This is a genomic window from Agromyces sp. NPDC004153 (genome assembly GCF_053603635.1).
Genome location: NZ_JBSGFY010000001.1, coordinates 518,887 through 540,236, shown reverse-complemented (window position 1 = coordinate 540,236; position 21,350 = coordinate 518,887). Strand labels below are relative to the sequence as shown.

Below are 21,350 nucleotides of genomic sequence, written 5' to 3'. Positions count from 1 at the left end.
GGTCAAGAGGACACCGCCGGGCCATTTAGACTGGAAATCGTGACTTCTGAGGAAACCGTCGACGTCGTGCTCATCGGCGGGGGCATCATGAGCGCGACGCTCGGCTCCCTGATCTCCCAGTTGCAGCCCGACTGGAGCATCCGCGTCTACGAGCGACTCGGCGAGGTCGCGCAGGAGTCGTCGAACGCGTGGAACAACGCCGGCACCGGCCATGCGGCGCTCTGCGAGCTCAACTACATGCCCGAGGCCGAGGACGGCAGCGTCGACCCGGCGAAGGCCATCCAGATCAACGAGCAGTTCCAGGTGAGCCGCCAGTACTGGTCGTACCTCGTGTCGATCGGCGCGCTGCCCGACCCCGAGCGGTTCATCAACCCGACGCCGCACATGACGTTCGTCAAGGGCAAGGCCAACGTCGAGTACCTGCGCAAGCGCTACGACGCGCTGAAGGACCACCCGCTGTTCTCCGACATGGAGTACACCGAGGACCTCGAGCGCATCGCCGAGTGGACGCCGCTCATCGCCAAGAAGCGCAACCCGAAGCAACGCGTCGCGGCGACCCGCTCCGCCTCGGGCACCGACGTCGACTTCGGCGCGCTCACGAAGTTCCTCTTCCAGGACATGGAGCGCCGAGGCGCGTCCGTGCAGACCAACCACCAGGTCACGTGGCTCACCCGTCGGAAGGACGGGATGTGGCACCTGCGCGTGCGCCACACCGTCGGCCAGACGCCGAAGACCGTGAACGCCCGCTTCGTCTTCGTCGGTGCGGGCGGCGGCGCCCTCGCGCTGCTGCAGCACTCGGGCATCAAGGAGATCGAGGGCTACGGCGGCTTCCCGATCTCGGGCCAGTTCCTGCGCACGACCAACCCGAAGGTCGTCGCGCAGCACCAGGCGAAGGTCTACGGCAAGGCCGCCGTGGGCGCCCCGCCGATGTCGGTGCCGCATCTCGACACGCGCATCGTCGACGGCGAGGCCGCGCTGCTGTTCGGCCCCTACGCGGGCTTCACGCCGAAGTTCCTGAAGTCGAGCACGTGGTTCGACCTGCCCTTCTCGGTGCGGCTGCACAACCTCGGCCCGATGCTCCAGGTCGGCATGCGCAACTTCGACCTCGTGAAGTACCTCGTCTCGGAGCTGCTCGCGTCGCGCAAGAAGAAGCTCGCCGCGTTGCGCGAGTTCATGCCCACCGCGAAGGACGCCGACTGGGAGCTCATCACCGCCGGCCAGCGCGTGCAGGTCATGAAGAAGGACCCGAAGAAGGGCGGCGTGCTGCAGTTCGGCACCGAGGTGATCACGGGCGGCGACGGCACGATCGCCGGCCTGCTCGGGGCCTCCCCGGGTGCGTCGACCGCGGCCCCGATCATGCTCGACGTGCTCGCGCGCTGCTTCCCCGACCGCATCGCGGCGTGGGAGCCGAAGCTCCGCGAGATGATCCCGAGCGCCGGGCGGCAGCTGTCGACCGACCCGGCCGAGGCCGAGGCGTCGCTCGCCGAGACCGCGAAGGTGCTCGAGCTCACGGCGTAGGCGCTCTCACGGCCACTGCGGCCGCCGGAATCCCGTTGTGCCGCTGGAATCCCTCCCGTGCGGGATTCCCGCGCGCGAGCGGAATTCCACCGCGGATCGACACTGCCGGCGCGCGCGCTTGGCGCGCCCCGCGGGCGTCTGCTATCGTCGACCCCGCTATGAAGTGAGCACATCCCACCGTCCCGCGCCTGAGGCGCCGTTGACGTCGGGTGTGCACCTTCCACTGATCGCGACAGTGTCGCGTGCACCCTTCACGACGGCGAATGCCCGGCGGGATCACCCATCTCCGCTCCCGGGTCGACGCCCGCGCCCGCCGTGCCGCGCGCGTCGCCCGGTGCACCGTCAGCGACCCCGCCGTCAGGCGTGCCGGTCGTCGACCCGGGAGCCTTCGCGAACGGACGTTCCCGCATGGCTGTACATCTCTCACATTCCCTTCACCTGCGCGCCGACGGACTGTCGGCCGCCTACGGCGGTCGCCGCGTCTTCGCCGACCTCTCGTTCTCGGTCGCACCCGGTCGCCGCATCGGCCTGATCGGCGAGAACGGCGCCGGCAAGTCCACGCTGCTGCGCCTGCTCGCCGGCGTCGAGGGCGTCACGGATGCCGCGACCGGCGATCCCGACGGTGCCGACGTGTCGGGGCGCCTCACGCGCCCGGTGCGCACCGGCTTCCTCGAGCAGGTGCTGCCGTTCCGGCCCGAGGACCGCGTCGGCGACGTGCTCGAGGCGGCGGCCGCCGAGGTGCGCGCGGTCGAGCGCGAGCTCGATGCCGCCGCCGCGGCGCTCTCCCACGGTGACGCCGACGGCGCGGCATCCGCCCGCTACTCGGCAGCGCTCGACGCGGCCGAACGGGCCGACGTCTGGTCGTTGGACACGCGTCGCGACGAGCTGCTCGACGGCCTCCGGCTGGGTGCGATCGTCCTGGACCGGCGACTCGACGAGGTCTCGGGCGGGCAGCGCAGCCGCTTCGCCCTCGCGGCGCTGCTGCTCGCGGCCCCCGACGCGCTGCTGCTCGACGAGCCGACGAACCACCTCGACGACGACGCCGCGACGTATCTCGAGGAGCAGCTGCGGGCGTGGCGCGGACCCGTGCTGTTCGCCAGCCACGACCGCGAGTTCCTCGACCGCGTCGCGACGGGCCTGCTCGACCTCGATCCGGGCCGATCCGGAGCCCTCGCGCTCGCCGGCGCGGGCGGCGCCCCGGCGGGCGCCTCGCGCGACGAGGTGCTCGCGGCATCCGGCGGCACCGTCTTCGGCGGCGGATTCAGCGAGTACCTCACCGCGAAGGCCGACGAGCTCGATCGCTGGCGTCGGCAGTACGTCGACGAGCAGGAGGAGCTGCGACGCCTGCGCGGGTCGGCCGCCGACTCGGCGCGCCACGTGGCGCACGGCCGGGCCGCGACCGACAACGACAAGTTCCTGAAGCACTTCAAGCGCGGCAACGTGGAGCAGGCGGTGTCGCGGCGCGTCAGGAACGCCGAGCAGCGGCTCGCGACGCTCGAGCGCGAGCAGGTTCGCAAGCCCCCGTCGCCGCTCGAGTTCGCGGGCATCCCGTCGGGATCGCACGCGCTCGAGGACGCGTCGGGCCTGCTGCTGCAGCTGTCGGACGTCGCGGTCGAAGGGCGACTGGAACTCGATGCGCTGCAGGTCGCGCCGCTCACGCGGCTCCTCGTCACGGGCGCGATCGGGGCGGGCAAGTCGACGCTCCTGGGCGTGCTCGCGGGCGACCGTTCGGTCGACCGGGGCACGGTCCATCGACGCCGCGGCCTGCGCGTCCAGCTCCTCGAGCAGGACGTGCGATTCGCCGATCCGGATGCCTCGCCACGCCGTCTCTACGAGCGCGTGCTCGGCGATCGGCGGGCCGAGCAGGTGCCGCTGTCGAGCCTGGGGCTCATCGCCCCGCGCGACGAGTCCCGCCCGGTCGGCACCCTCTCGGTCGGGCAGCAGCGACGGCTCGCGCTCGCGCTCGTGATCGCGCGGCCGCCGCACGTGTTCCTCCTCGACGAGCCGACCAACCACCTGTCGCTCGGGCTCGCGACCGACCTCGAGGAGGCGCTCGGCGCGTACCCGGGCGCCGTCGTGATCGCGAGCCACGACCGCTGGCTGCGCCGGCGGTGGGCGGGGGAGCGGCTCGAGCTCGTCGCCGGGCGCGCGGAGCCGGTGGCGGCCTGACGGGCGACGGATGCCGCGGCGGGTCACGGCTCGCCGCGGCATCCGCTTGCCTCTGGCCGCGGCGCGGGCGCACGCCTCGCCACTCGTCTCGGCGCGTGCGCAACTCCGGATGCCGCGGCGGGCGCGCGGGCCGAGCGGCCGCCCACCGCGGCGGGTCGCCCGTGCGGTCCGAAGTAGTGCACGACGGAGACGGCGAGACGGATGCCGCGGCGGGTCACGGCTCGCCGCGGCATCCGCTTGCCTCTGATTCGAACATGTGTTCGAATGTCGGTATGCGGTGGAGCGGCCAGGAACTCGGCGTCGAGCAGGCCGGCACCCTCCCGGGGCTGGCGAAGCTGAACAACCTCGTGCGCTCGGTGCAGACGCCCGAGTTCGCCGGCGTGACGTTCCACGAGGTGCTCGCGAAGTCGGCGCTCAACAAGGTGCCGGGCCCGTCGCCCATGCCCTTCGGCTGGACGATCAACCCGTACCGGGGATGCTCCCATGCTTGCGCCTATTGCTTCGCCCGGCCGACGCACACGTACCTCGACCTCGACGCCGGCGACGACTTCGACCGGCAGATCATCGTGAAGGTCAACGTGGCCGACGTGCTGCGTCCCGAGCTCGCACGCCCGTCGTGGCGGCACGAGCCCGTCGCGCTCGGCACGAACACCGATCCGTACCAGCGCGCCGAGGGCCGCTACGCGTTGATGCCCGGCATCATCGAGGCGCTCACGACGAGCGGCACGCCGTTCAGCATCCTCACGAAGGGCACGCTGCTGCGGCGCGACCTGCCGCTGCTGGCGGATGCCGCGACGCACGTGCCCGTCGACCTCGCGATGTCGATCGCCGTCTACGACCACGAGCTGCAGCAGTCGGTCGAACCCGGCACCCCGTCGACGAAGGCGCGGCTCGCGACCGTGACCGCGGTGCGCGAGGCAGGGCTCGACTGCACCGTGTTCATGATGCCGATCCTCCCGTACCTCACCGACACCCGCGCCCACCTCGATGAGGCGCTGCGCCAGGCCAAGGCGGCCGGGGCGACGGCCGTCATCTACGGGGCCCTGCACCTGAAGCCCGGTGTCAAGCCGTGGTTCATGCAGTGGCTCGAGCGCGAGCATCCCGACCTCGTGCCGAAGTACCGCTCGATGTACTACGGCAACGTGACCTACGCGCCGAAGGGCTATCGGCGGTGGTTGGGCGAGCGGATGCATCCGCTGATCAGGGCCCACGGCCTCGTGCGCGGGCGGGAGGACGTGGTCACCGGGGGCGTGCGATCCACGGGGTCCGTCGCGCCGAAGCAGGCGCCCCCGTTCGAGGCGCTCGCGCCGTCGCTCGATCCCGCCGCCCTGTTCTGAGCGTCGGAGGCGGGCATGCTCTCGGCGCGACGAGGTCGTCGCTCCGGGGAGCCACTGCTCGCTCGACTGCGCCGCGCGCGCGGGAACTGGGATAATCCGCAGGAGACCGCCGCGAGAACCCGATCGCAGCGTCCCGAGCGGAGGACTTCGATGACGTTGGGCTTGCCGGGTCACCTCGCGCGCGACTCGCTCAGTCGTGCGCTCGCCCACGCCGGCCATTGCGCCGCCTGGGTGTGCCTCGGCCTGGGCATCGTCGTCGGGGCCATCGGCGCGACGGTCGGCGGCGACTCCGTGGGATGGACCGGCGCCGCGCTGTGCGCCCTCATGGCACTGACCCTCCTCCTCGTCGCGCGCCGCCCGACCGTGACGTGGACCCTGCTCTACCTCGTCGTCGGCACCGGCACGGTGCTCGCGCTCACGGTCATCGTCATGGACCCGGCGTACCGGTTCGAGACCACGAACAACGTCATCCTCGCGCTGCCGCGGGTCGCCCTCGTGCTCGTCGGCGGCGCGGGCGCGGGGTCGGTGCTCGGCATCACGTGGGCCGCGCTCGGCTACGGGCTCGGCGAGGCCGCGGCCTTCCTCGGGGCGGCGCTCGCCGGCGCCGCCTGGTCGCCCAACATCGCCGCGGCCACCGCGTTCGGCATCGTCGTCGTCGTGCGGACGTTCGACGGCCTCAGCCGGCGCTCCGACGCCCGGCGCGAGACCGGGCTGCATCGCGCGAGCCAGCAGACGCGCGAGCTCGCGATCCGGCACGACTACGAGCTCCGCGCCACCGCTCGCCTCCACGACACCGCCCTCAGCCACCTCGTGGCGATCGCCGCGGCGGGCTCGGGCCCCGTCGACGAACGACTGCGCGACGGCATCCGCCAGGACCTCGGCCTCATCGTCGGCCGCGACTGGGCGATCGACCACGGCCACGGCCCGGCCGCCGACGACCGGACCGGGGTCGCAGGGCGCACGGATGCCGCGGGCGGCCCGGACGGCCGGGGAGCCGGCACCGACGACGCGCCGACCCTCGAGCACGCGTTCACGGCCGCCGCGAACGCCGGCCTGGACGTGCGCATGACCGGCGACCTCGCGGTGCTCGGCCTGCTCGGTCGATCGCGCGCCGCCGCGCTCGACGCCGCCGTGGCCCAGTGCCTCATCAACGTCGCACGCCACGCCGACGTCGACGAGGCCGAGCTCGCCATCGGCTACGGCGGGGGCGAGGTCACCGTGGCCGTCATGGACAGCGGCGTGGGCTTCGACGAGAGCGAGGTGCCCGAGGACCGCATCGGCCTGCGCACCTCGATCCGGGCGCGCATCGAGCAGGAGGGCGGCACGGTGCGGCTCTGGTCGACGAAGGGCATCGGCACCACCATCGTGCTCACGGTGCCGGAGGGCGGCGAATGAGCCGGATGCGCCTCACCCAGCAGGAGGCCGACCCCATCGGCGGCATCACGGCTGCGCCCATCGTCGCGATCGGCGCGGTGCTCGCGTTCGCGGTGTCGATCGCGCTCACCGTCGCGCACTGGCACGAGGTCGGCTCCCCGCTCGCGGCCGCGCTCGGCATCCTCCTCGTCGGCATGGCGGGTCTCACGGCGGCGATCTCGGCGGCACCGCAGTTCGCCCCGTTCACGGCCGACCGGCTGTGGCTCGTCGTCGCGCTGGCGGTGGGCGCGGCGATCGCCGAGTACGTCTCGACCATCGGCGCCGACCGTTACCTCTACGACGACTACGGGCCGATCGTCATCGGCATGCTCATCCTCTCGGTCGCCCCGTACTGCACGTGGACCTCGCTGCTGCTCGCCGGAGCCCTCTCGGCGGCCGTGCTGTCGATCCTGGTGGTCGGCTCCGCGACGGCGACGATGAACACGGTGCCGATCGGCGCGCTCATCGCCGTGAACTCGGCGGCGGTGCTCGCGTTGTCGGCCGCGGCCGCCGGCTACTCGTACGCCATCGTCGACGAGACCCTCGCATGGCAGCGCGAGGCGAATCGCGCGGCGCTCCGACGCGACGCCGAGCTCCGGGCGGGCATCGCCCGCTCGGTGCAGCAGAGCCGCATCTCGGTGCTCGGACGCGAGGTGCTGCCGTTCCTCGCGGGCGTGATGACCGCCGATCGCATCTCGGTGGCCGACGCCGACCGTGCACGCGAGCTCGCGGAGGCGCTGCGCCGCGCGCTCAAGGCGGGCATCGAGGCGACCTGGCTCGACGACCTCGCCGCGACCGTCCGGGCGTCGCGCGACATCCCGGTCGTCGTGGACGACCCCGAGGGTGCCGCCGCCGACCTCGACGACGACCAGCGCTCGGCGCTGACCGCGCTCATCTCGTGGCTCGGCGAGGGCGGGCGGTCGTCCGCGATGCGCGTGTCGGTCGCCGTCGACCCGCGCCGGCGTCGCATCGGCGTCGTGGCCGAGCCGGGCGCCGATCCGCCCAGCCGTCGCGACCTCGACCGGTTCGCCGCCGTCGCCCGTGCGGTGTCGATGCGAGCGGAAGTCGACGTGACGCGAGAGAATGTCAGCGTGGAGTTGAGTCATGTCATCGAGTGAGCCCGGCAGTACGACCGTTCCGAGCGAGCCCGCCCCGGGGTCGCCCGTGCGTCTCGCGCTCCTCGACGACCACGGCCTCATCGTCGACAGCCTCGCCACCTGGTTCACCGACAACGCCCCCGACTTCACGGTGGTGCTCCGCGCCACCAACTGGATGGACCTCATCCGCAGCCCCGAGTTCCCGGTCGACCTCGTGCTCATGGACCTCCAGCTCGCCGACAACGTGTCGATCGAGTCCCGCATCCGCGCCTGTCGTGCGGCCGGCGCGAAGGTGCTCGTGGTCAGTGCGCTCGACGACGAGGCATCCCGTGAGCGCTGCATCTCGGCGGGTGCTGCCGGTTTCGTCTCGAAGACGCTGCCCGCCGGGGAGCTCGCGGAGCTGGCGCGCCGGGTGGCGCGCGGCGAGCGGCTGCGGCGCGGGTCGTCGGGGCGGGCGATCGACGCGACCGAGTCCGCGACGACCGAGGACACCGACTCCGCGCACCTCAGCCCGGCCGAGGAGCGGGCGCTGCGGCTGTACGCCCAGGGCTACAGCACCGTCGAGGTCGCCGAGCGCATGGACGTCGGCTACGAGACCGCGAAGACCTACCTGCGGCGCGTCCGCGAGAAGTACTCCCGCGCCGGCCGGCCCGCGAGCCGCAAGTCCGAGCTGATCCGCCGTGCGGCGGAGGACGGACTGCTCGAGTAGATGGCGAAGCTCTACTTCCGCTATGGGGCGATGAACTCCGGCAAGTCGACGGCGTTGCTCCAGGCGGCCTTCAACTACGAGGAGCGCGGCCACCGGGTGCTGCTGGCGAAGCCGGCGATCGACACCAAGGGCGACCGCGACATCGTGTCGCGGCTCGGCGTGGTGCGCGAGGTCGACTTCACCATCGAGCCCCACGCCGACGTGCTCGACGCGTTCCAGCACCACCGCACGCACGTGATCGAGGAGCACGGCCGCGACGTCAGCTGCCTCCTCATCGACGAGGCGCAGTTCCTCACGTCCGACCAGGTCGACGACCTGCTGCGCATCGCGCTCATGGACGACATCCCCGTGCTGGCCTACGGGATCCGCACGGACTTCCAGACGGTCGCGTTCCCGGGCAGCCGCCGCCTCCTCGAGATCGCGCACAGCCTCGAGGAGCTGAAGACCATCTGCCGCTGCGGCCGCAAGGCCATCTTCAACGCGCGCCGCGTCGGTGGCCGGTTCGTCTTCGACGGCGACCAGGTCGCGATCGACGGCGAACAGGTCGCCTACGAGTCGCTCTGCGGGGTCTGCTACCTCGAGGAGAGCGGCGGCGTGCTGAACGGCCGTCACTGAGCGTGGCGTCATGACCGACGTCGCCCAGCGGATGCCACGACGCGTCGACGGCGTCGACGCCGCCCGCGGGCTGGCGCTCATCGGCATGTTCGTGGCGCACGTCTCCCCGGCGGTCGAGTCGCTGCAGGCGGCGGAGTTCATCGCCCTCGCCGACGATCGGCCGCGCCTGCTCTTCGCGCTCACGGCCGGCATCGGACTCGGGTTCATCTCGGGCGGGACGCGCCCGATCGTCGACGGCCGGCCCGAGCTGCGTCGCCAGATCGCCATCCGGTCGGTGATCCTGATCGCGCTCGGCTTCGTCATCTGGGCCACGCTGAGCCCGCTCGTGTTCATCATCCTCGACGTCTACGGCGTCGCGTTCCTCGTCATGCTGCCGCTGCTGTTCATCCGCCCCGGCGCCGCGCTCGGCCTGGGCGCGGGCCTGCTCGCGGTGACGCCCGCGCTCGCGGAGCTCGGGGCGCGCACGGAGTTCGTCGCCCAGGTGCGCGACACCCCGTTCAAGTTCCTCTCGGACTGGATCGTCGGCGGCGCGTACCCGGTGATCGTCTGGGTGCCCGTGATGCTCATCGGGCTCGCCCTCGCGCGCATGGACCTCGCCTCGCCGCGCGTCGTGGGCCTCGTCGCGCTCGGCGGCACGGCGGCGGCATCCGTCTTCCTGGCGCTCTCGACGCTGCTGCCGCCCCCCGAGGTCGCGGCCGAGGCGGGATGGTCGGTTCCGCTGCGCGCGTCGCTCGAGACGCTCGGCAACACGGGGGTCGGCCTGGTCGTCGTCGCAGCGACGCTCACGCTGCTCGAGCTGGCGCGACCCGGGGTGCGCCGGGTCGCCGGCACGATCCTGTCCCCGGTCGTCGCGATGGGATTCATGCCGCTCAGCGTCTACACGATCCACCTCGTGGTGATCTCGCTGGCGAAGCGTCGCGAGAACGGATTCCTGACCGACGATTCGTGGCTCCTGCTCATCGGGCTCGTGGTGGGATCGATGGTGTTCGCATGGCTCTGGCGGCGGTATCTCGGGCGTGGTCCGCTCGAACGAGCCCTCCGCTGGGCGAGCGGTCGCGACCGCGCCGAGGTCGAAGGGTCCCCACTTCGGGGGTGACTTCCGAACCGGTCCTCTCTTCGGGGGACCCGAACGGGGTAATCTGAGCCATGCTCGCCGCCCGAACGGTGGGGCTCGCCCTTCCGTGCACCCGCGTCCGAGGGCGGCATGGAGGGGGACAATGACTCTGACCCGGCAGACGTCGCTGGATTCACCGGCTGCGGTCGTCGCCGCGTGGCAGCGCGCCTACGCGCAGCGTCTCTTCATCACCGACCTCATCGTGATCGTCGTCTCGGTCTACGGATCGCAGTTCATCCGGTTCGGCACCGCAGGAGACGTGCTGAGCATCCCCGGCTGGGAGGGCGGCGCATACGAGCTCAGCTACACGCTGGTGTCGGCCATCCTGGTGCTCGGCTGGTTCGTCTCACTCGCGCTGTTCGCCACGCGCGACCGCAACATCATCGGCGCCGGCACCGGCGAGTACAAGCGCATCACCGACGCCACGATCCGCGTCTTCGCGGTGCTCGCCATCGCGGCGTTCCTGTTGCAGTCCGAGGTCGGACGCGGCTACCTCCTCGTCGCACTCCCGCTCGGGCTCGCACTGCTCCTGCTCGCGCGGTGGGCGTGGCGCAAGTGGCTGCTTCGCCGCCGCGCGGCCGGCGAGTTCTCGCACCGCGCCATCCTCATGGGCGAGCGCGGCAAGTCGGTGCACGTCGCCGAGCAGATGGCGCGCGAGGGCGCTTCGGGCATCGTCATCGTCGGCGCGCTGACCGAGCGCGGCACCGCCGAGCAGGACCTCGCGCCCGACATCCCGGTGCTCGGCGACTACACGAGCCTGTCGCGCGTGCTCGAGGAGGCGCGCGCCGACACCGTCGTCTTCACCGGCGCCGACACGATCGACCCGCGCGGCATGCGCCAGCTCGGCTGGGCGCTCGAGGCCACGTCGACGAACCTCATCGTGGCCCCGGCGCTGACGGATGTCGCGGGCCCCCGCATCCACGCGCGGCCGGTCGCCGGCCTGCCGCTCATCCAAGTCGACTACCCCGAGTTCGAGGGCCGCAAGTACGCGGCGAAGCGCGCGTTCGACCTCGTGGTCGGCTTCATCGCGCTCGTGGTGCTGAGCCCACTCTTCCTCGTGCTGGCGCTGCTCGTGCGGCGCGACAGCCCCGGCCCGGCGTTCTACGGCCAGGAGCGGGTGGGCCTCAACGGCCGCCGGTTCCACATGCTGAAGTTCCGGTCGATGGTCGTCGACGCGGAGGCGCAGCTGCCCACGCTGCTCGACCGCACCGACGGCAACGGCGTGCTCTTCAAGCTCCGCTCGGACCCGCGGGTGACGCGCGTCGGCGCGGTGCTGCGCCGCTACAGCCTCGACGAGCTCCCGCAGCTCGTGAACGTGCTGAAGGGCGACATGTCGCTCGTCGGGCCCCGCCCGCCGCTCGCGACCGAGGTCGAGCGCTACGACGAGTGGACGAGGCGGCGCCTGCTCGTTCGCCCGGGCATCACGGGGCTCTGGCAGACGCAGGGGCGCTCCGACCTCTCGTGGGAGGACAGCGTCCGCCTCGACCTGTACTACGTCGAGAACTGGTCGCTCACGGGGGACATCATCATCCTGTACCGCACCATCCGCTCGGTCGCCCGGGCCGAGGGCGCGTACTGACCGCGTGCTCGGCGACCGGTTCGCCGACCTCAGCGACGTTCGCCCCTTCGGCGCCATACGAGCAGGAGGCCGACGGCGGTCCCGGCCGTGTTGGCGACGACGTCCGACACCGCGGAGACGCGCGACGGGATGGCCAGCTGCACGAGCTCGATGCCGACGCTCAGCAGGAAGCCCGTGAGGAGCACGGCCCACCAGCGGACACCGGGGAACGCGAGCACCAGGAGCCCGCCGAGCGGCGTGAACAGCGCGACGTTCGCCAGGAACTCGAGCACGATCGCCGCGGGCTCCCGTGGGACGCCGATCGTGGCGAGGGCCTCGGCGATCCAGCCGACGATGCCCGTGACGCGGCCGGCCTGGCGCGCCGGGAGGAGCACGACGAGCGCGAGGAGCACCAGGTACGGCACCAGCACGATCCGCGCGCCGGCCACGCGTCGCGAGGCCCTCGGCGGCTCCATCGCGTCGGCGTCCACCGCCTCAGGCTAGCCGCCCGTCCCGGCCGCGCCACCGCGGCCGCAACGCGAGATCGTTTCGAGACCTTCCACGTCTATGCTGGTGCCTCGTGACGGTAACCGAGCTGTTCGAAGCCGAGGAGGGGCAGAGCTCCCGCAGCGGTGCGCCGAAGCGGCGCCGCCGGTGGATCGTGCACGTCATCGTCTGGCCGCTGCTCGCGATCGTGCTCATCGGCGGCGGGATCGCCGCGTGGTCGCTGTACGACGACGCCATGTCGGTGCGCGCCGACCTCGAGGACGCGAGCTCGGCGGTCGCTGAGTTCCAGACCGCCGCCACCGAGCGACGCCTGGCCGACCTTCCCGCGATCGCCCAGGGGCTCGAGGCCTCCGCGCAGTCCGCCGTCGAGCCGACGGCGCAGCCGCTGTGGCGCATGGGCGAGCTCATCCCCGTCGTGGGCGAGAACTTCCGGGCGGTGCGCATCATCGCCGAGGGCGTCGACGACATCTCGACCGAGGTCGTCACCCCCGCCTCCACGCTCGCCGGCTCGTTCGCGCTGACGCGCGATCCCGCGACGGGCGGCTTCGACCTCGCGCCGCTGCGCGAGGCCACCGAGATCTCGACGACGGCCCAGGAGCTCATCACCGACCTGCACGACGAGGTGCAGTCGATCGACACGAGCGCCACGATCGGCCAGGTCGGCGACGCGGTCGACCGGTTCGACGACATGCTCGGCACCGCCGAGGCGGCGATCCCGCAGCTCAACGGCGCGCTCGCCGGCGTCGGCGCCCTGCTCGGCATCGACGGGCCGAGGACCGTGGTGCTCGCCTTCCTGAACAACGCCGAGGCCGCTGCGCTGGGCGGCGGGCCGGCCGCCCAGACCCTCCTGCGCGTCGACAACGGGAGGATCGACATGGCCGAGCAGGTCTCGAGCACCGACTTCCCGATCGGCGAGCCGATCGATCTCGCCGTCGACGACAGTGCGAAGCAGCTCTACGATTCGATCTTCCTCGACAACCTCAACGCCGCGACGAGCCGTCCCGACTTCCCCACGGCGGCCGCGATCATCTCGGCGAACTGGCAGCGCACGAAGGGCATCACCCCCGACGTCGTCGCCTCCGTCGACCCGATCGCGCTGTCGCGGCTGCTGCAGGTCACCGGTCCGGTCACGATGCCCGACGGCGAGCAGCTCACGAGCGAGAACGTCGTCTCGAAGCTCCTCAACGAGGCGTACTTCCGGTTCCCGGAGGGCGGCGCGGAATCCGACGCCTACTTCGCCGCCGCGGCATCCGCCGTGTTCGCGCGCGTCATGTCGGCCGAGTACGACATCTGGGCGATGGCCGACGCCGTCATCGACGCCGCCAACCGGGGATCGCTCATGATGTGGAGCGCCGACCCCGCCACGCAGGAGCTCTTCGACGGGACGCGCCTGCAGGGCGTGCTGCCGCAGGGGAACGATGGTGCCACCGTGGTCGGCGTGTACTACCGCGACCGCTCGTCGTCGAAGATCGACTACTACCTGCATACGGACGCGACCGTCACCACGAACACCTGCAACCCCGACGCTCCGACCTGGACCGTGGAGACGCGGCTGCGGTTCGACATTCCCGGCGACCTGGAGCTCCCGACCTACATCGACAGCACGTTCTACGACCACTACATCACCGAGGTGTTCCTCTACGGCCCGATCGGCGCTGCAACGGCCTCGGTCGAGGTGCCCGAGCCGGGCCGTGAGACCACGACCGGACCCTCGGTCGTCGACCTCAACCGGCCGGTCGAGAAGTTCACGGTCCACCTCGACAACGGGCAGACGGCGCTCGTACGGGCCACCTTCCAGGGCACCCCCGGCGACTACGGGCCCACGCAGGTGCGCACGACGCCCATGATCAACGCCACGAACGTCACGACCAGCGACGCGCCCTGCGGCTGAGCCCGGCTAGCGACGGTCGGATGCCGCGGCGGGTTCGAGCGCCCAGTACCCGACCGCCCCGCCGGCGAGCACGCCGAGCTCGTTGAGGTACAGGTCGAGCCCCGATGCGACGTGGCCCTCGTCGAACAGCGTCGGCCCGAACTCCACCGCGGCGCCGAGGACGAGGGCCGCGAGCACGGCGATCCAGGCGAGGCTGCGGCCGACCGCGACGACCGCGAGGATCCCGACGGGCACGAAGAGCAGCGCGTGCGAGGCGTACTCGACCAAGTCGTAGTCGAACCACTCCGGAAGGCCGTGCTGCTGCCCTGATGCGATGAGCCGGCGGATCACGGGCGTGAACCCGCGGTCGATGGGCCTCGGCACGAGCAGCACGAACACCGCGAGCGCGGCGTAGGCCGCGAGCAGGATCGCGGCCCACCCGCGTGCTCGTGCGGAGACGACCATCTCCCCAGCCTGCCAGAATGGACACGGCGCGGTCGGGCGCCGCCGGAAGGAGACGCATGCGAATCTCGGTGATCGGCTGCGGGTACCTGGGGGCCGTGCACGCCTCGGCCATGGCCGAGCTCGGCCACGACGTCGTCGGCATCGACGTCGACGAGCGCAAGATCGCGGCGCTCCGTTCGGGTCGACCGCCGTTCTTCGAGCCGGGCCTGCCCGAGATCCTCTCCTCGGCCGCCGCGAGCGGCCGGCTGCGGTTCAGCACCGACGTCGCGGATGCCGCGGGCGCCGACGTGCATTTCCTCGCGGTCGGCACGCCCCAGACGATCGGCGGCACGTCCGCCGACCTGCGCTACGTCGACGCCGCCTTCGAGGGCCTGCTCCCGCACCTGGCCGAGGGATCGCTCATCGTCGGCAAGAGCACCGTGCCCGTCGGCACCGCGGCGCGGCTCGCCGCGCGACTCGCGGATGAGGCCCCGCACGCGAGCCTCGCGTGGAACCCCGAGTTCCTGCGCGAGGGCTTCGCCGTGAAGGACACGCTCGAGCCCGACCGACTCGTCTACGGCGTCGCCGACGAGCGCGCGGCATCCGTGCTCGACCAGGTCTACCGGGCCGCCATCGAGGCCGGAACCCCGCGCATCGTGACCGACTACGCCACGGCCGAGCTCGTGAAGGTCGCGGCCAACGCCTTCCTCGCCACCAAGATCTCGTTCATCAACGCGATGTCCGAGATCGCCGACGCGACGGGTGCCGACGTCACGGCCCTCGCCGATGCGATCGGCCACGACGCGCGCATCGGACGCCGCTTCCTGAACGCCGGCGTCGGCTTCGGCGGCGGCTGCCTGCCGAAGGACATCCGCGCGTTCACCGCGCGCGCCGAGGAGCTCGGGCGCGGCGACTCGCTCGCGTTCCTCAAGGAGGTCGACGCGATCAACATGCGGCAGCGCCAGCGGGTCGTCGACCTCGCGCTCGAGGTGCTCGGCGGCTCGGCCTTCCGCAAGAAGGTGGCCGTGCTCGGGGTGACGTTCAAGCCCGACTCCGACGACGTGAGGGACTCGCCCGCGCTCGACGTCGCCGTGCACCTGAAGGGCTTGGGCGCCGAGGTCGTCGCGACCGATCCGGAGGGCGTCGAGAACGCCCGGATGCGGCATCCCCAGCTCGACTACACCACCTCGACGCGCGAGGCGCTCACCGGCGCCGACCTCGTCGTACTCGTCACGGAGTGGCGCGAGTACCGCGCCCTCGACCCCGTGGAGACCGGGCGGCTGGTCGCGGAGCGACGCATCATCGATGGGCGCAACGTGCTCGACATCGAGGCCTGGCGCGCGGCGGGCTGGCAGGTGCGCGGACTCGGCCGGCCCTGATCATGCCGATGCCGATCGAGGAGTACGCGGCCATCGGCGACTGCCGCACGGTCGCGCTCGTCGGCTCCGACGGCTCCATCGACTGGCTCTGCGCGCCCCGCTTCGACTCGGGATCGGTCTTCGGCGCGATCCTCGGCGACCCCGAGCAGGGCCGGTGGAGCCTCCGGCCCGCGGATGCCGCGGCGAACGCGACCCGGGAGTACGAGACCGACACCTTCACGCTCGTGACGCGCTGGGCGACGGCCGACGGAGAGGTGGAGGTCACCGAGCTCATGCCGATGGGCGACGGCTCCGATCAACGGTGCGACGTCATCCGGCGGGTGCGCGGCATCCGTGGCCGGGTGCGCATGGAGCAGGAGCTGCGCGTGCGGTTCGACTACGCCGCGACGCTGCCCTGGATGCGCCAGCTGGGCACGGATGCCGCACCCGCCGTCTGCGGCGTCGCGGGGCCCGACGCGCTCGTCGTCCACGGTCCGCGACTCTCGCGGAGCGACCATCGCCATGTCGGCGCATTCGAGGTGGCCGAGGGGGAGACGGTCGACCTGCAGCTGTCCTGGTTCCCCGCGCAGCGCCCGATGCCCGTGCCGCTCGACGTCGACGCGGCCCTGGCCACGACCACTGCATGGTGGCAGGCGTGGATGCGCATGGCGGTGCCGCCCGGGGTCTACGACGAGGCGGTGCGCCGTTCGCTGCTCGTGTTGCGGCTGCTCACCCACGCGGACACCGGTGGCGTGGTCGCGGCCGCCACGACGAGCCTGCCCGAGGACTTCGGGGGCTCGCGCAACTGGGACTACCGCTACGTGTGGCTGCGCGACGCGGCGCTCACGCTCGAGGCGCTCATGCACCACGGCTTCACGCACGAGGCGGAGGCGTGGCGGCAGTGGCTGCTGCGGGCGATCGCGGGTGATCCCGCCGACGTGCAGATCATGTACGGCGTCGCCGGCGAGCGGCGGCTGCCCGAGTGGGAGGCCGCGGAGCTGCCGGGCTACGCGGGCAGCGCGCCCGTGCGCATCGGCAACGCGGCATCCGGCCAATACCAGGCCGACATCTTCGGCGAGGTCCTCATCGCGCTCGACGCCGCGCGCCACGTCGGCCTCGACGACGACGACTTCTCGTGGTCGCTCCAGGTCGCACTGCTCGGCGAGGCGCAGCGGCACCTCGACCGACCCGACTCGGGGATCTGGGAGATCCGCGGGCCCGAGCGCCACTTCACGCACTCGCGGGCGATGCTCTGGGCGGCGTTCGACCGGGCGATCTGCGCCGTCGAGTCCGACGGCCGGCACGGACCGGTCGACGAGTGGCGCCGCGTGCGGGCCGGGCTGGCCGACCGCATCGAGCGAGGCGGCTACGACGCGTCGATCGGAAGCTACGTGCAGTACGAGGGCACGACCGAGGTCGACGCGGCGCTCCTCCAGCTCGCGCAGGTCGGGTACGTGGCGTACGACGACCCGCGGATGCTCGGCACCGTCGCCCGCATCGAGGCGTCGCTGCTGCGCGACGGGCTGCTTCGCCGGTACCGCACGGAGGCGGACGTCGACGGCGTGCCCGGCGACGAGAACGCGTTCCTCGCGTGCTCGTTCTGGCTGGTCGAGCAGTACGCCCACACGGGGCGGCTCGACGATGCCGTCGAGCTGATGGACCGGCTGCTGCGGTTCCGCAGCGAGCTCGGGCTGCTCGCCGAGCAGGCCGATCCGCTCTCGGGTCGGCAGGCGGGCAACATGCCGCAGGCGCTCACGCACCTCGCGCTGGTGCGCGCGGCCGACGCGATCGCGCACGTCCGCGGAGTCGCGGCGCCGGGCGCGAGCCGGAGCGTCGCACGGAGCTGCCGGCGCTGAGCGCTGTTCGTTGACGTGTCGGGACCCGGACTGCCATCGGCCGTGAACACGCCGTCAGCGCGCCCCTGGAGACGACAGGAGCCCCCTCCGCGCGGGAGGGGGCTCCTGGTGGTCGGGGTGACAGGATTTGAACCTGCGACCTCTTCGTCCCGAACGAAGCGCGCTACCAAGCTGCGCCACACCCCGGTGGCCCTGTCGGGCCTCAACAAGGATAGCCGAAAAAACCCGGCCGCCCGACCACGCGCCTACGCGGCCGGGACGAGCGTGAGCAGCGTCGCCTCGGGCGGGCACGCGAAGCGCACCGGCGCGTAGATCGACGTGCCGAGGCCCGCCGACACGTTGAGGTACGCCGTGCGCAGCCCGTGCCGCCAGAGGCTCAGCCCCTTGACCTGCTGCCGCGGGATGTCGCAGTTCGTGACGAGGGCGCCGAAGCCCGGCACGCACACCTGCCCGCCGTGCGTGTGCCCGGCGAGCATGAGCTGCGCGCCGTGGTTCACGAACGAGTTGAGCACGCGCTGGTACGGCGCGTGCGCGACGCCCACGGTGACGGTCGGCCGCCGCTCGGCGACGACGGATGCCGCGTCGGGCCAGAGCTCGTCGCCGAGCGGGTCGTCGGCGCGCAGCTCGTCGATCGCGGCCGTGATGAGGTCGAGGCGGTCGTACCCGCGGTGCGGGTCGTCGACGCCGAAGAACTCGAAGTGGGTGCCGCGCAGGTCGAGGCTCGTGGCGGTGTTGTCGAGATCGCGCCATCCGAGTTCGGCGAAATACGCGTGCAGCGCGCCGATGTCGAGCCGCTTCGCCCGCTGGACGATGCCCGACGGGCCGCCGAAGTACGTGAACGGGTTCTTGAGCGACGGCCCGAAGTAGTCGTTCGAGCCGTTCACGAACACGCCGGGGATGCCGGCGAACGGCTCGAACGCGCGACGGATTCCGTCGAGCCCGCGCTCATGGCCGAGGTTGTCGCCCGTGTCGACGATGAGGTCGGGTTCCAGCGCCGCGAGCGACCGGACCCACTCCTGCTTGTCGCGCTGCCATGGCGCCATGTGCAGGTCGGAGAGGTGGAGCACCCGCACCGGCTCGGCCCCGGCCGGGAGCACGGGCACGTCGGCGCGGCGAAGCGTCCAGCGCGTCCGCTCGACGAGCGAACCCCACGCGAACGCGGCGGCGCCCGCCGCGCCGATCGCGATGGCGATCCGCGCGGCGGGCGTCAGCGGGTGGGGACTCAACCGTTCCCCGGTGCGTTGCCGCCGTCGAAGTTGACGGTGACCTCGTCGCCGCGATCGACGGAGGTGCCCGGCGCCGGGTCCTGGCTCGTCACCGTTCCCGTCGGGTTGCCGCCGCCGCCCTTCATCCTGAGGCCGGCCGCATCGAGCGCGGCCTTGGCCTGGACGACGTTCATGCCCGTGAGGTCGGGAACGGTCGTGCCATTGCTCTTGCCGTTGCTCGTGAACACCCGGATCGTCGAGCCCTTGCCGGCCTGGCCGGACGGGTCCGTCCCGGAGACCGTGCCTGCCGGCTGGTTCGAATCCTGCTGGCCGCCGTCCTCGACGACGAAGCCCGCGGCCTCGAGCGCCGCCTTCGCCTGCTCGAAGGAGAGTCCGGCGACCTGCGGCACGTCGACGAGGACCTGCTTGAACGCCGATTCGTCGGGCGCGGGGAAGTCGTCGCCGCCGTACTTGTTGTCGGCGACCTCCATGATCGCCGGCCAGATGCGGTGTCGTGCAGTGGCGGCGCTGCCCGAGTCGAAGCTCGTCTCGCGCAGGTTCGTGCGGTTGTCGCCACCCGTGACGTTGCCCACCCAGACCGCGGTGGCGACCTTGGTGCTCGCCCCGATCATCCAGGTGTCGAACGCGTTGTCGGTGGTGCCCGTCTTGCCGATGTGCGGAACACCGGTGCCGGGGTCGGACGCCGTGGCGGTGCCGCCGCCGGCGAAGGTCTGCTGCATCGCGTACTCCATCGCGTGCGCGACCTCGGGGGTCACGGACTGCGTGCAGGTCGACGCCGGCGGTGCGATCTCCTCGCCGTTGGCCTTCACGATCTTGTCGATGGCGATGGGCGTGCAGGTGAGGCCGTTGTTGGCGATGCCGGCGAACGCCGCCGCCATCGTGACCGGGGCGACCTCCTGCGTGCCGAGCACGTCGGAGGGGTTCATGCCGAGCTCGGCGCCGTCGGCGCGGTGCACGCCGAACGCCTGAGCGGTCTGCTTGAGCTTGCAGAGGTCGAGCTGGGAGGCCATCGCGACGAAGCTCGAGTTCACCGACCACGCCGTCGCGTCGACGGCGTTGTTCGCGACGCGGCCGTCGTCGTTGCGCGGGTTCCAGGCGGGGCTCACCTGGAACGTGCCGCCCTCGCAGCTGTTGTTGAACGTCGTGAACCCCCGGCGGGCGCCGTTGAACGTCTCCCGCAGCGAGTGGCCCTCGTTCAGCCACTCGGCGAGCGTGAACACCTTGTAGGTCGAACCCGGCTGGAAGCCCGCCGACCCGCCGTAGTCATGGTCGGTGCTGTAGTTGATCGACGTGAACTCGGGGCTCGTCGCCGCGACCTCGGGATCCTCGGTGAACTTCTTGTTCTGCGCCATGAAGAGCACGCGGCCGGTGCCCGGCTGCACGCCCACCGCCACGGAGCCCACGTCGAAGCGCGGATCGGCGAACGGCACGTTCTCGGCGACCGCGGTCTCGGCCTTGTTCTGCAGCTCGAGGTCGAGCGTGGTGTAGACCTGCAGGCCCTCGGTCTGCAGGAGCTGGCGACCCTCGTCGACCTCCGGAGTGTTCGGGTCGTCGTAGTTGTTCAGGATGATGTTCTTGACGTAATCGCAGAAGTACGCGCTGCCCTGTGCGGTGACGCAGCCCGTGCTGGGCTCGTGGATGGCGGGCGCGACCGGCTCGGCGATCGCGGCGTCGTGCTCCTCCTGCGTGATCTTCCCGCCCTTGAGCATCTCGTCGAGGATGTAGTCGCGGCGCTGCTTGTTCGCGGCGTACGGCACGGGCTCGCCCTTGTCGTTCACCGTGGCGGCGCCGTTCTCCACGCTCTCGGGCTGGTCGAGGCGGAACTTCTCGGGGTGGTTGACGATCGCGATGAGGCTCGCGGCCTGGGCCAGCGTGACGTTCGCGGACGTGGTGCCGTAGTAGTACTGCGCCGCCGACTCGATCCCGTACACCCGGCCGCCGAACGCGGCGATGTTCAGGTAGCCCTTGAGGATGTCGTCCTTCGAGAACTTCTTCTCGAGGGCGATCGCGTAGCGCATCTCCTTGAGCTTGCGCTCGGGGGAGGTCTCGGTGGCCGCGTCGTAGGCCGCCTGCTTGTCCTCCTCGGTCGTCGCCTCGCGCACGCCGTTGTTGATGAGCACGTTCTTCACGTACTGCTGCGTGATCGAGGAACCGCCCTGCACGTCCTTGTTGAGGATGTAGGTGCTGACGGCACCGCGGATGGTGCCCTGGATGTCCACCCCGCCGTGCTCGTAGAACCGGGGGTCCTCGCCGGAGACGGCGGCGTCCTTCACGTACTGGCTGATCGCGTCCCAGGCGACCTCCTCGCGGTTCTCGTCGAAGAACGATGCGAGGAGCGCCGCCGAACCGTCGGGCTGCGTGGCGTAGATGTCCGTCTTCTGCGAGAGCTCGTCGATCTCGAGGTACCCGGGGAGGTTCTCGAACATGGAGATGCCGTTGTTCGCGGCCATGCCGGTCACGGCGAGTGCCGGGGTCACCGCAGCGGTGACGAGAACGCCGGCGAGAGCGCTGAGGCCGACGAAGCCGAGGATCCCGGTGCCGACGTCGCTCATCGTACGT

General features: G+C 71.7%; 16 protein-coding genes and 1 tRNA gene. 12 read left to right on the top strand and 5 right to left on the bottom strand.

Translation table 11 applies throughout. The features are described from left to right. Positions 1–87 precede the first annotated feature (87 nt). From ACWEOH_RS02550 to ACWEOH_RS02510, 9 genes are all read left to right on the top strand, one after another. Positions 88–1,518, top strand: coding sequence for a malate:quinone oxidoreductase (locus tag ACWEOH_RS02550; RefSeq protein ID WP_452031823.1), 1,431 nt, complete (start codon positions 88–90; stop codon positions 1,516–1,518). A 408-nt stretch (positions 1,519–1,926) separates the two neighbouring features. Beyond that, positions 1,927–3,687, top strand: a complete 1,761-nt coding sequence (locus tag ACWEOH_RS02545) for an ABC-F family ATP-binding cassette domain-containing protein (protein ID WP_452027969.1) — start codon at positions 1,927–1,929, stop codon at positions 3,685–3,687. Between the two features lie 272 nt (positions 3,688–3,959). Continuing rightward, entirely contained in the window at positions 3,960–5,024 is a 1,065-nt protein-coding gene (locus tag ACWEOH_RS02540) for an Rv2578c family radical SAM protein (protein WP_452027968.1), read from the top strand. 150 nt (positions 5,025–5,174) lie between these two features. Next, positions 5,175–6,419, top strand: coding sequence for a sensor histidine kinase (locus tag ACWEOH_RS02535; protein WP_452027966.1), 1,245 nt, complete (start codon positions 5,175–5,177; stop codon positions 6,417–6,419). A 5-nt stretch (positions 6,420–6,424) separates the two neighbouring features. After that, positions 6,425–7,555, top strand: coding sequence for a hypothetical protein (locus ACWEOH_RS02530; protein ID WP_452027964.1), 1,131 nt, complete (start codon positions 6,425–6,427; stop codon positions 7,553–7,555). Next, complete coding sequence (locus ACWEOH_RS02525) at positions 7,542–8,243, top strand: response regulator transcription factor (protein ID WP_452027962.1); 702 nt, start codon at positions 7,542–7,544, stop codon at positions 8,241–8,243. Before ACWEOH_RS02530 ends, ACWEOH_RS02525 begins: the two co-directional genes overlap by 14 nt. Beyond that, entirely contained in the window at positions 8,244–8,858 is a 615-nt protein-coding gene (locus tag ACWEOH_RS02520; protein WP_452027960.1) for a thymidine kinase, read from the top strand. It abuts the gene before it with no gap. Positions 8,859–8,868: 10 nt separating this feature from the next. Next, the gene (locus ACWEOH_RS02515; protein ID WP_452027958.1) at positions 8,869–9,954 is read left to right on the top strand and encodes a heparan-alpha-glucosaminide N-acetyltransferase domain-containing protein; all 1,086 of its coding nucleotides are present in this window, start codon (positions 8,869–8,871) and stop codon (positions 9,952–9,954) included. A 121-nt stretch (positions 9,955–10,075) separates the two neighbouring features. Then, complete coding sequence (locus ACWEOH_RS02510) at positions 10,076–11,551, top strand: sugar transferase (protein WP_452027956.1); 1,476 nt, start codon at positions 10,076–10,078, stop codon at positions 11,549–11,551. Between the two features lie 29 nt (positions 11,552–11,580). Here ACWEOH_RS02510 and ACWEOH_RS02505 read toward each other — a convergent pair whose 3' ends face one another. Further along, complete coding sequence (locus tag ACWEOH_RS02505) at positions 11,581–12,021, bottom strand: VanZ family protein (protein ID WP_452027955.1); 441 nt, start codon at positions 12,019–12,021, stop codon at positions 11,581–11,583. Positions 12,022–12,110: 89 nt separating this feature from the next. On the opposite strand from ACWEOH_RS02505, the gene ACWEOH_RS02500 reads away from it, so the two are divergent. Next, positions 12,111–13,928, top strand: coding sequence for a DUF4012 domain-containing protein (locus ACWEOH_RS02500; RefSeq protein ID WP_452027953.1), 1,818 nt, complete (start codon positions 12,111–12,113; stop codon positions 13,926–13,928). A 6-nt stretch (positions 13,929–13,934) separates the two neighbouring features. Here ACWEOH_RS02500 and ACWEOH_RS02495 read toward each other — a convergent pair whose 3' ends face one another. Beyond that, complete coding sequence (locus ACWEOH_RS02495; RefSeq protein WP_452027951.1) at positions 13,935–14,372, bottom strand: VanZ family protein; 438 nt, start codon at positions 14,370–14,372, stop codon at positions 13,935–13,937. 56 nt (positions 14,373–14,428) lie between these two features. Between ACWEOH_RS02495 and ACWEOH_RS02490 the strand changes: the two genes are divergently transcribed. Beyond that, positions 14,429–15,730, top strand: a complete 1,302-nt coding sequence (locus tag ACWEOH_RS02490) for a UDP-glucose dehydrogenase family protein (protein WP_452027950.1) — start codon at positions 14,429–14,431, stop codon at positions 15,728–15,730. Between the two features lie 2 nt (positions 15,731–15,732). After that, positions 15,733–17,565, top strand: a complete 1,833-nt coding sequence (locus tag ACWEOH_RS02485) for a glycoside hydrolase family 15 protein (RefSeq protein WP_452027948.1) — start codon at positions 15,733–15,735, stop codon at positions 17,563–17,565. A gap of 109 nt (positions 17,566–17,674) precedes the next feature. Here ACWEOH_RS02485 and ACWEOH_RS02480 read toward each other — a convergent pair. The 3 genes from ACWEOH_RS02480 to ACWEOH_RS02470 form a co-directional block, all read right to left on the bottom strand. Further along, positions 17,675–17,751: transfer RNA gene (locus ACWEOH_RS02480), tRNA-Pro, on the bottom strand. Between the two features lie 59 nt (positions 17,752–17,810). Beyond that, positions 17,811–18,791, bottom strand: a complete 981-nt coding sequence (locus ACWEOH_RS02475) for a metallophosphoesterase (protein WP_452027946.1) — start codon at positions 18,789–18,791, stop codon at positions 17,811–17,813. Beyond that, positions 18,788–21,343: a transglycosylase domain-containing protein gene (locus ACWEOH_RS02470; RefSeq protein ID WP_452027944.1), complete on the bottom strand. Its 2,556-nt coding sequence runs from the start codon at positions 21,341–21,343 to the stop codon at positions 18,788–18,790. The genes ACWEOH_RS02475 and ACWEOH_RS02470 overlap by 4 nt, the downstream gene beginning before the upstream one ends. Positions 21,344–21,350 lie beyond the last annotated feature (7 nt).

What these genes read in the sequence shown, in the direction of transcription:
- ACWEOH_RS02550 (WP_452031823.1), top strand. Translation starts at nt 88, where the DNA reads ATGAGCGCGACGCTCGGCTCCCTGATCTCCCAGTTGCAGCCCGACTGG.
- ACWEOH_RS02545 (WP_452027969.1), top strand. Translation starts at nt 1,927, where the DNA reads ATGGCTGTACATCTCTCACATTCCCTTCACCTGCGCGCCGACGGACTG.
- ACWEOH_RS02540 (WP_452027968.1), top strand. Translation starts at nt 3,960, where the DNA reads ATGCGGTGGAGCGGCCAGGAACTCGGCGTCGAGCAGGCCGGCACCCTC.
- ACWEOH_RS02535 (WP_452027966.1), top strand. Translation starts at nt 5,175, where the DNA reads ATGACGTTGGGCTTGCCGGGTCACCTCGCGCGCGACTCGCTCAGTCGT.
- ACWEOH_RS02530 (WP_452027964.1), top strand. Translation starts at nt 6,425, where the DNA reads ATGCGCCTCACCCAGCAGGAGGCCGACCCCATCGGCGGCATCACGGCT.
- ACWEOH_RS02525 (WP_452027962.1), top strand. Translation starts at nt 7,542, where the DNA reads ATGTCATCGAGTGAGCCCGGCAGTACGACCGTTCCGAGCGAGCCCGCC.
- ACWEOH_RS02520 (WP_452027960.1), top strand. Translation starts at nt 8,244, where the DNA reads ATGGCGAAGCTCTACTTCCGCTATGGGGCGATGAACTCCGGCAAGTCG.
- ACWEOH_RS02515 (WP_452027958.1), top strand. Translation starts at nt 8,869, where the DNA reads ATGACCGACGTCGCCCAGCGGATGCCACGACGCGTCGACGGCGTCGAC.
- ACWEOH_RS02510 (WP_452027956.1), top strand. Translation starts at nt 10,076, where the DNA reads ATGACTCTGACCCGGCAGACGTCGCTGGATTCACCGGCTGCGGTCGTC.
- ACWEOH_RS02495 (WP_452027951.1), bottom strand. Translation starts at nt 14,372, where the DNA reads ATGGTCGTCTCCGCACGAGCACGCGGGTGGGCCGCGATCCTGCTCGCG.
- ACWEOH_RS02490 (WP_452027950.1), top strand. Translation starts at nt 14,429, where the DNA reads ATGCGAATCTCGGTGATCGGCTGCGGGTACCTGGGGGCCGTGCACGCC.
- ACWEOH_RS02485 (WP_452027948.1), top strand. Translation starts at nt 15,733, where the DNA reads ATGCCGATGCCGATCGAGGAGTACGCGGCCATCGGCGACTGCCGCACG.
- ACWEOH_RS02470 (WP_452027944.1), bottom strand. Translation starts at nt 21,343, where the DNA reads ATGAGCGACGTCGGCACCGGGATCCTCGGCTTCGTCGGCCTCAGCGCT.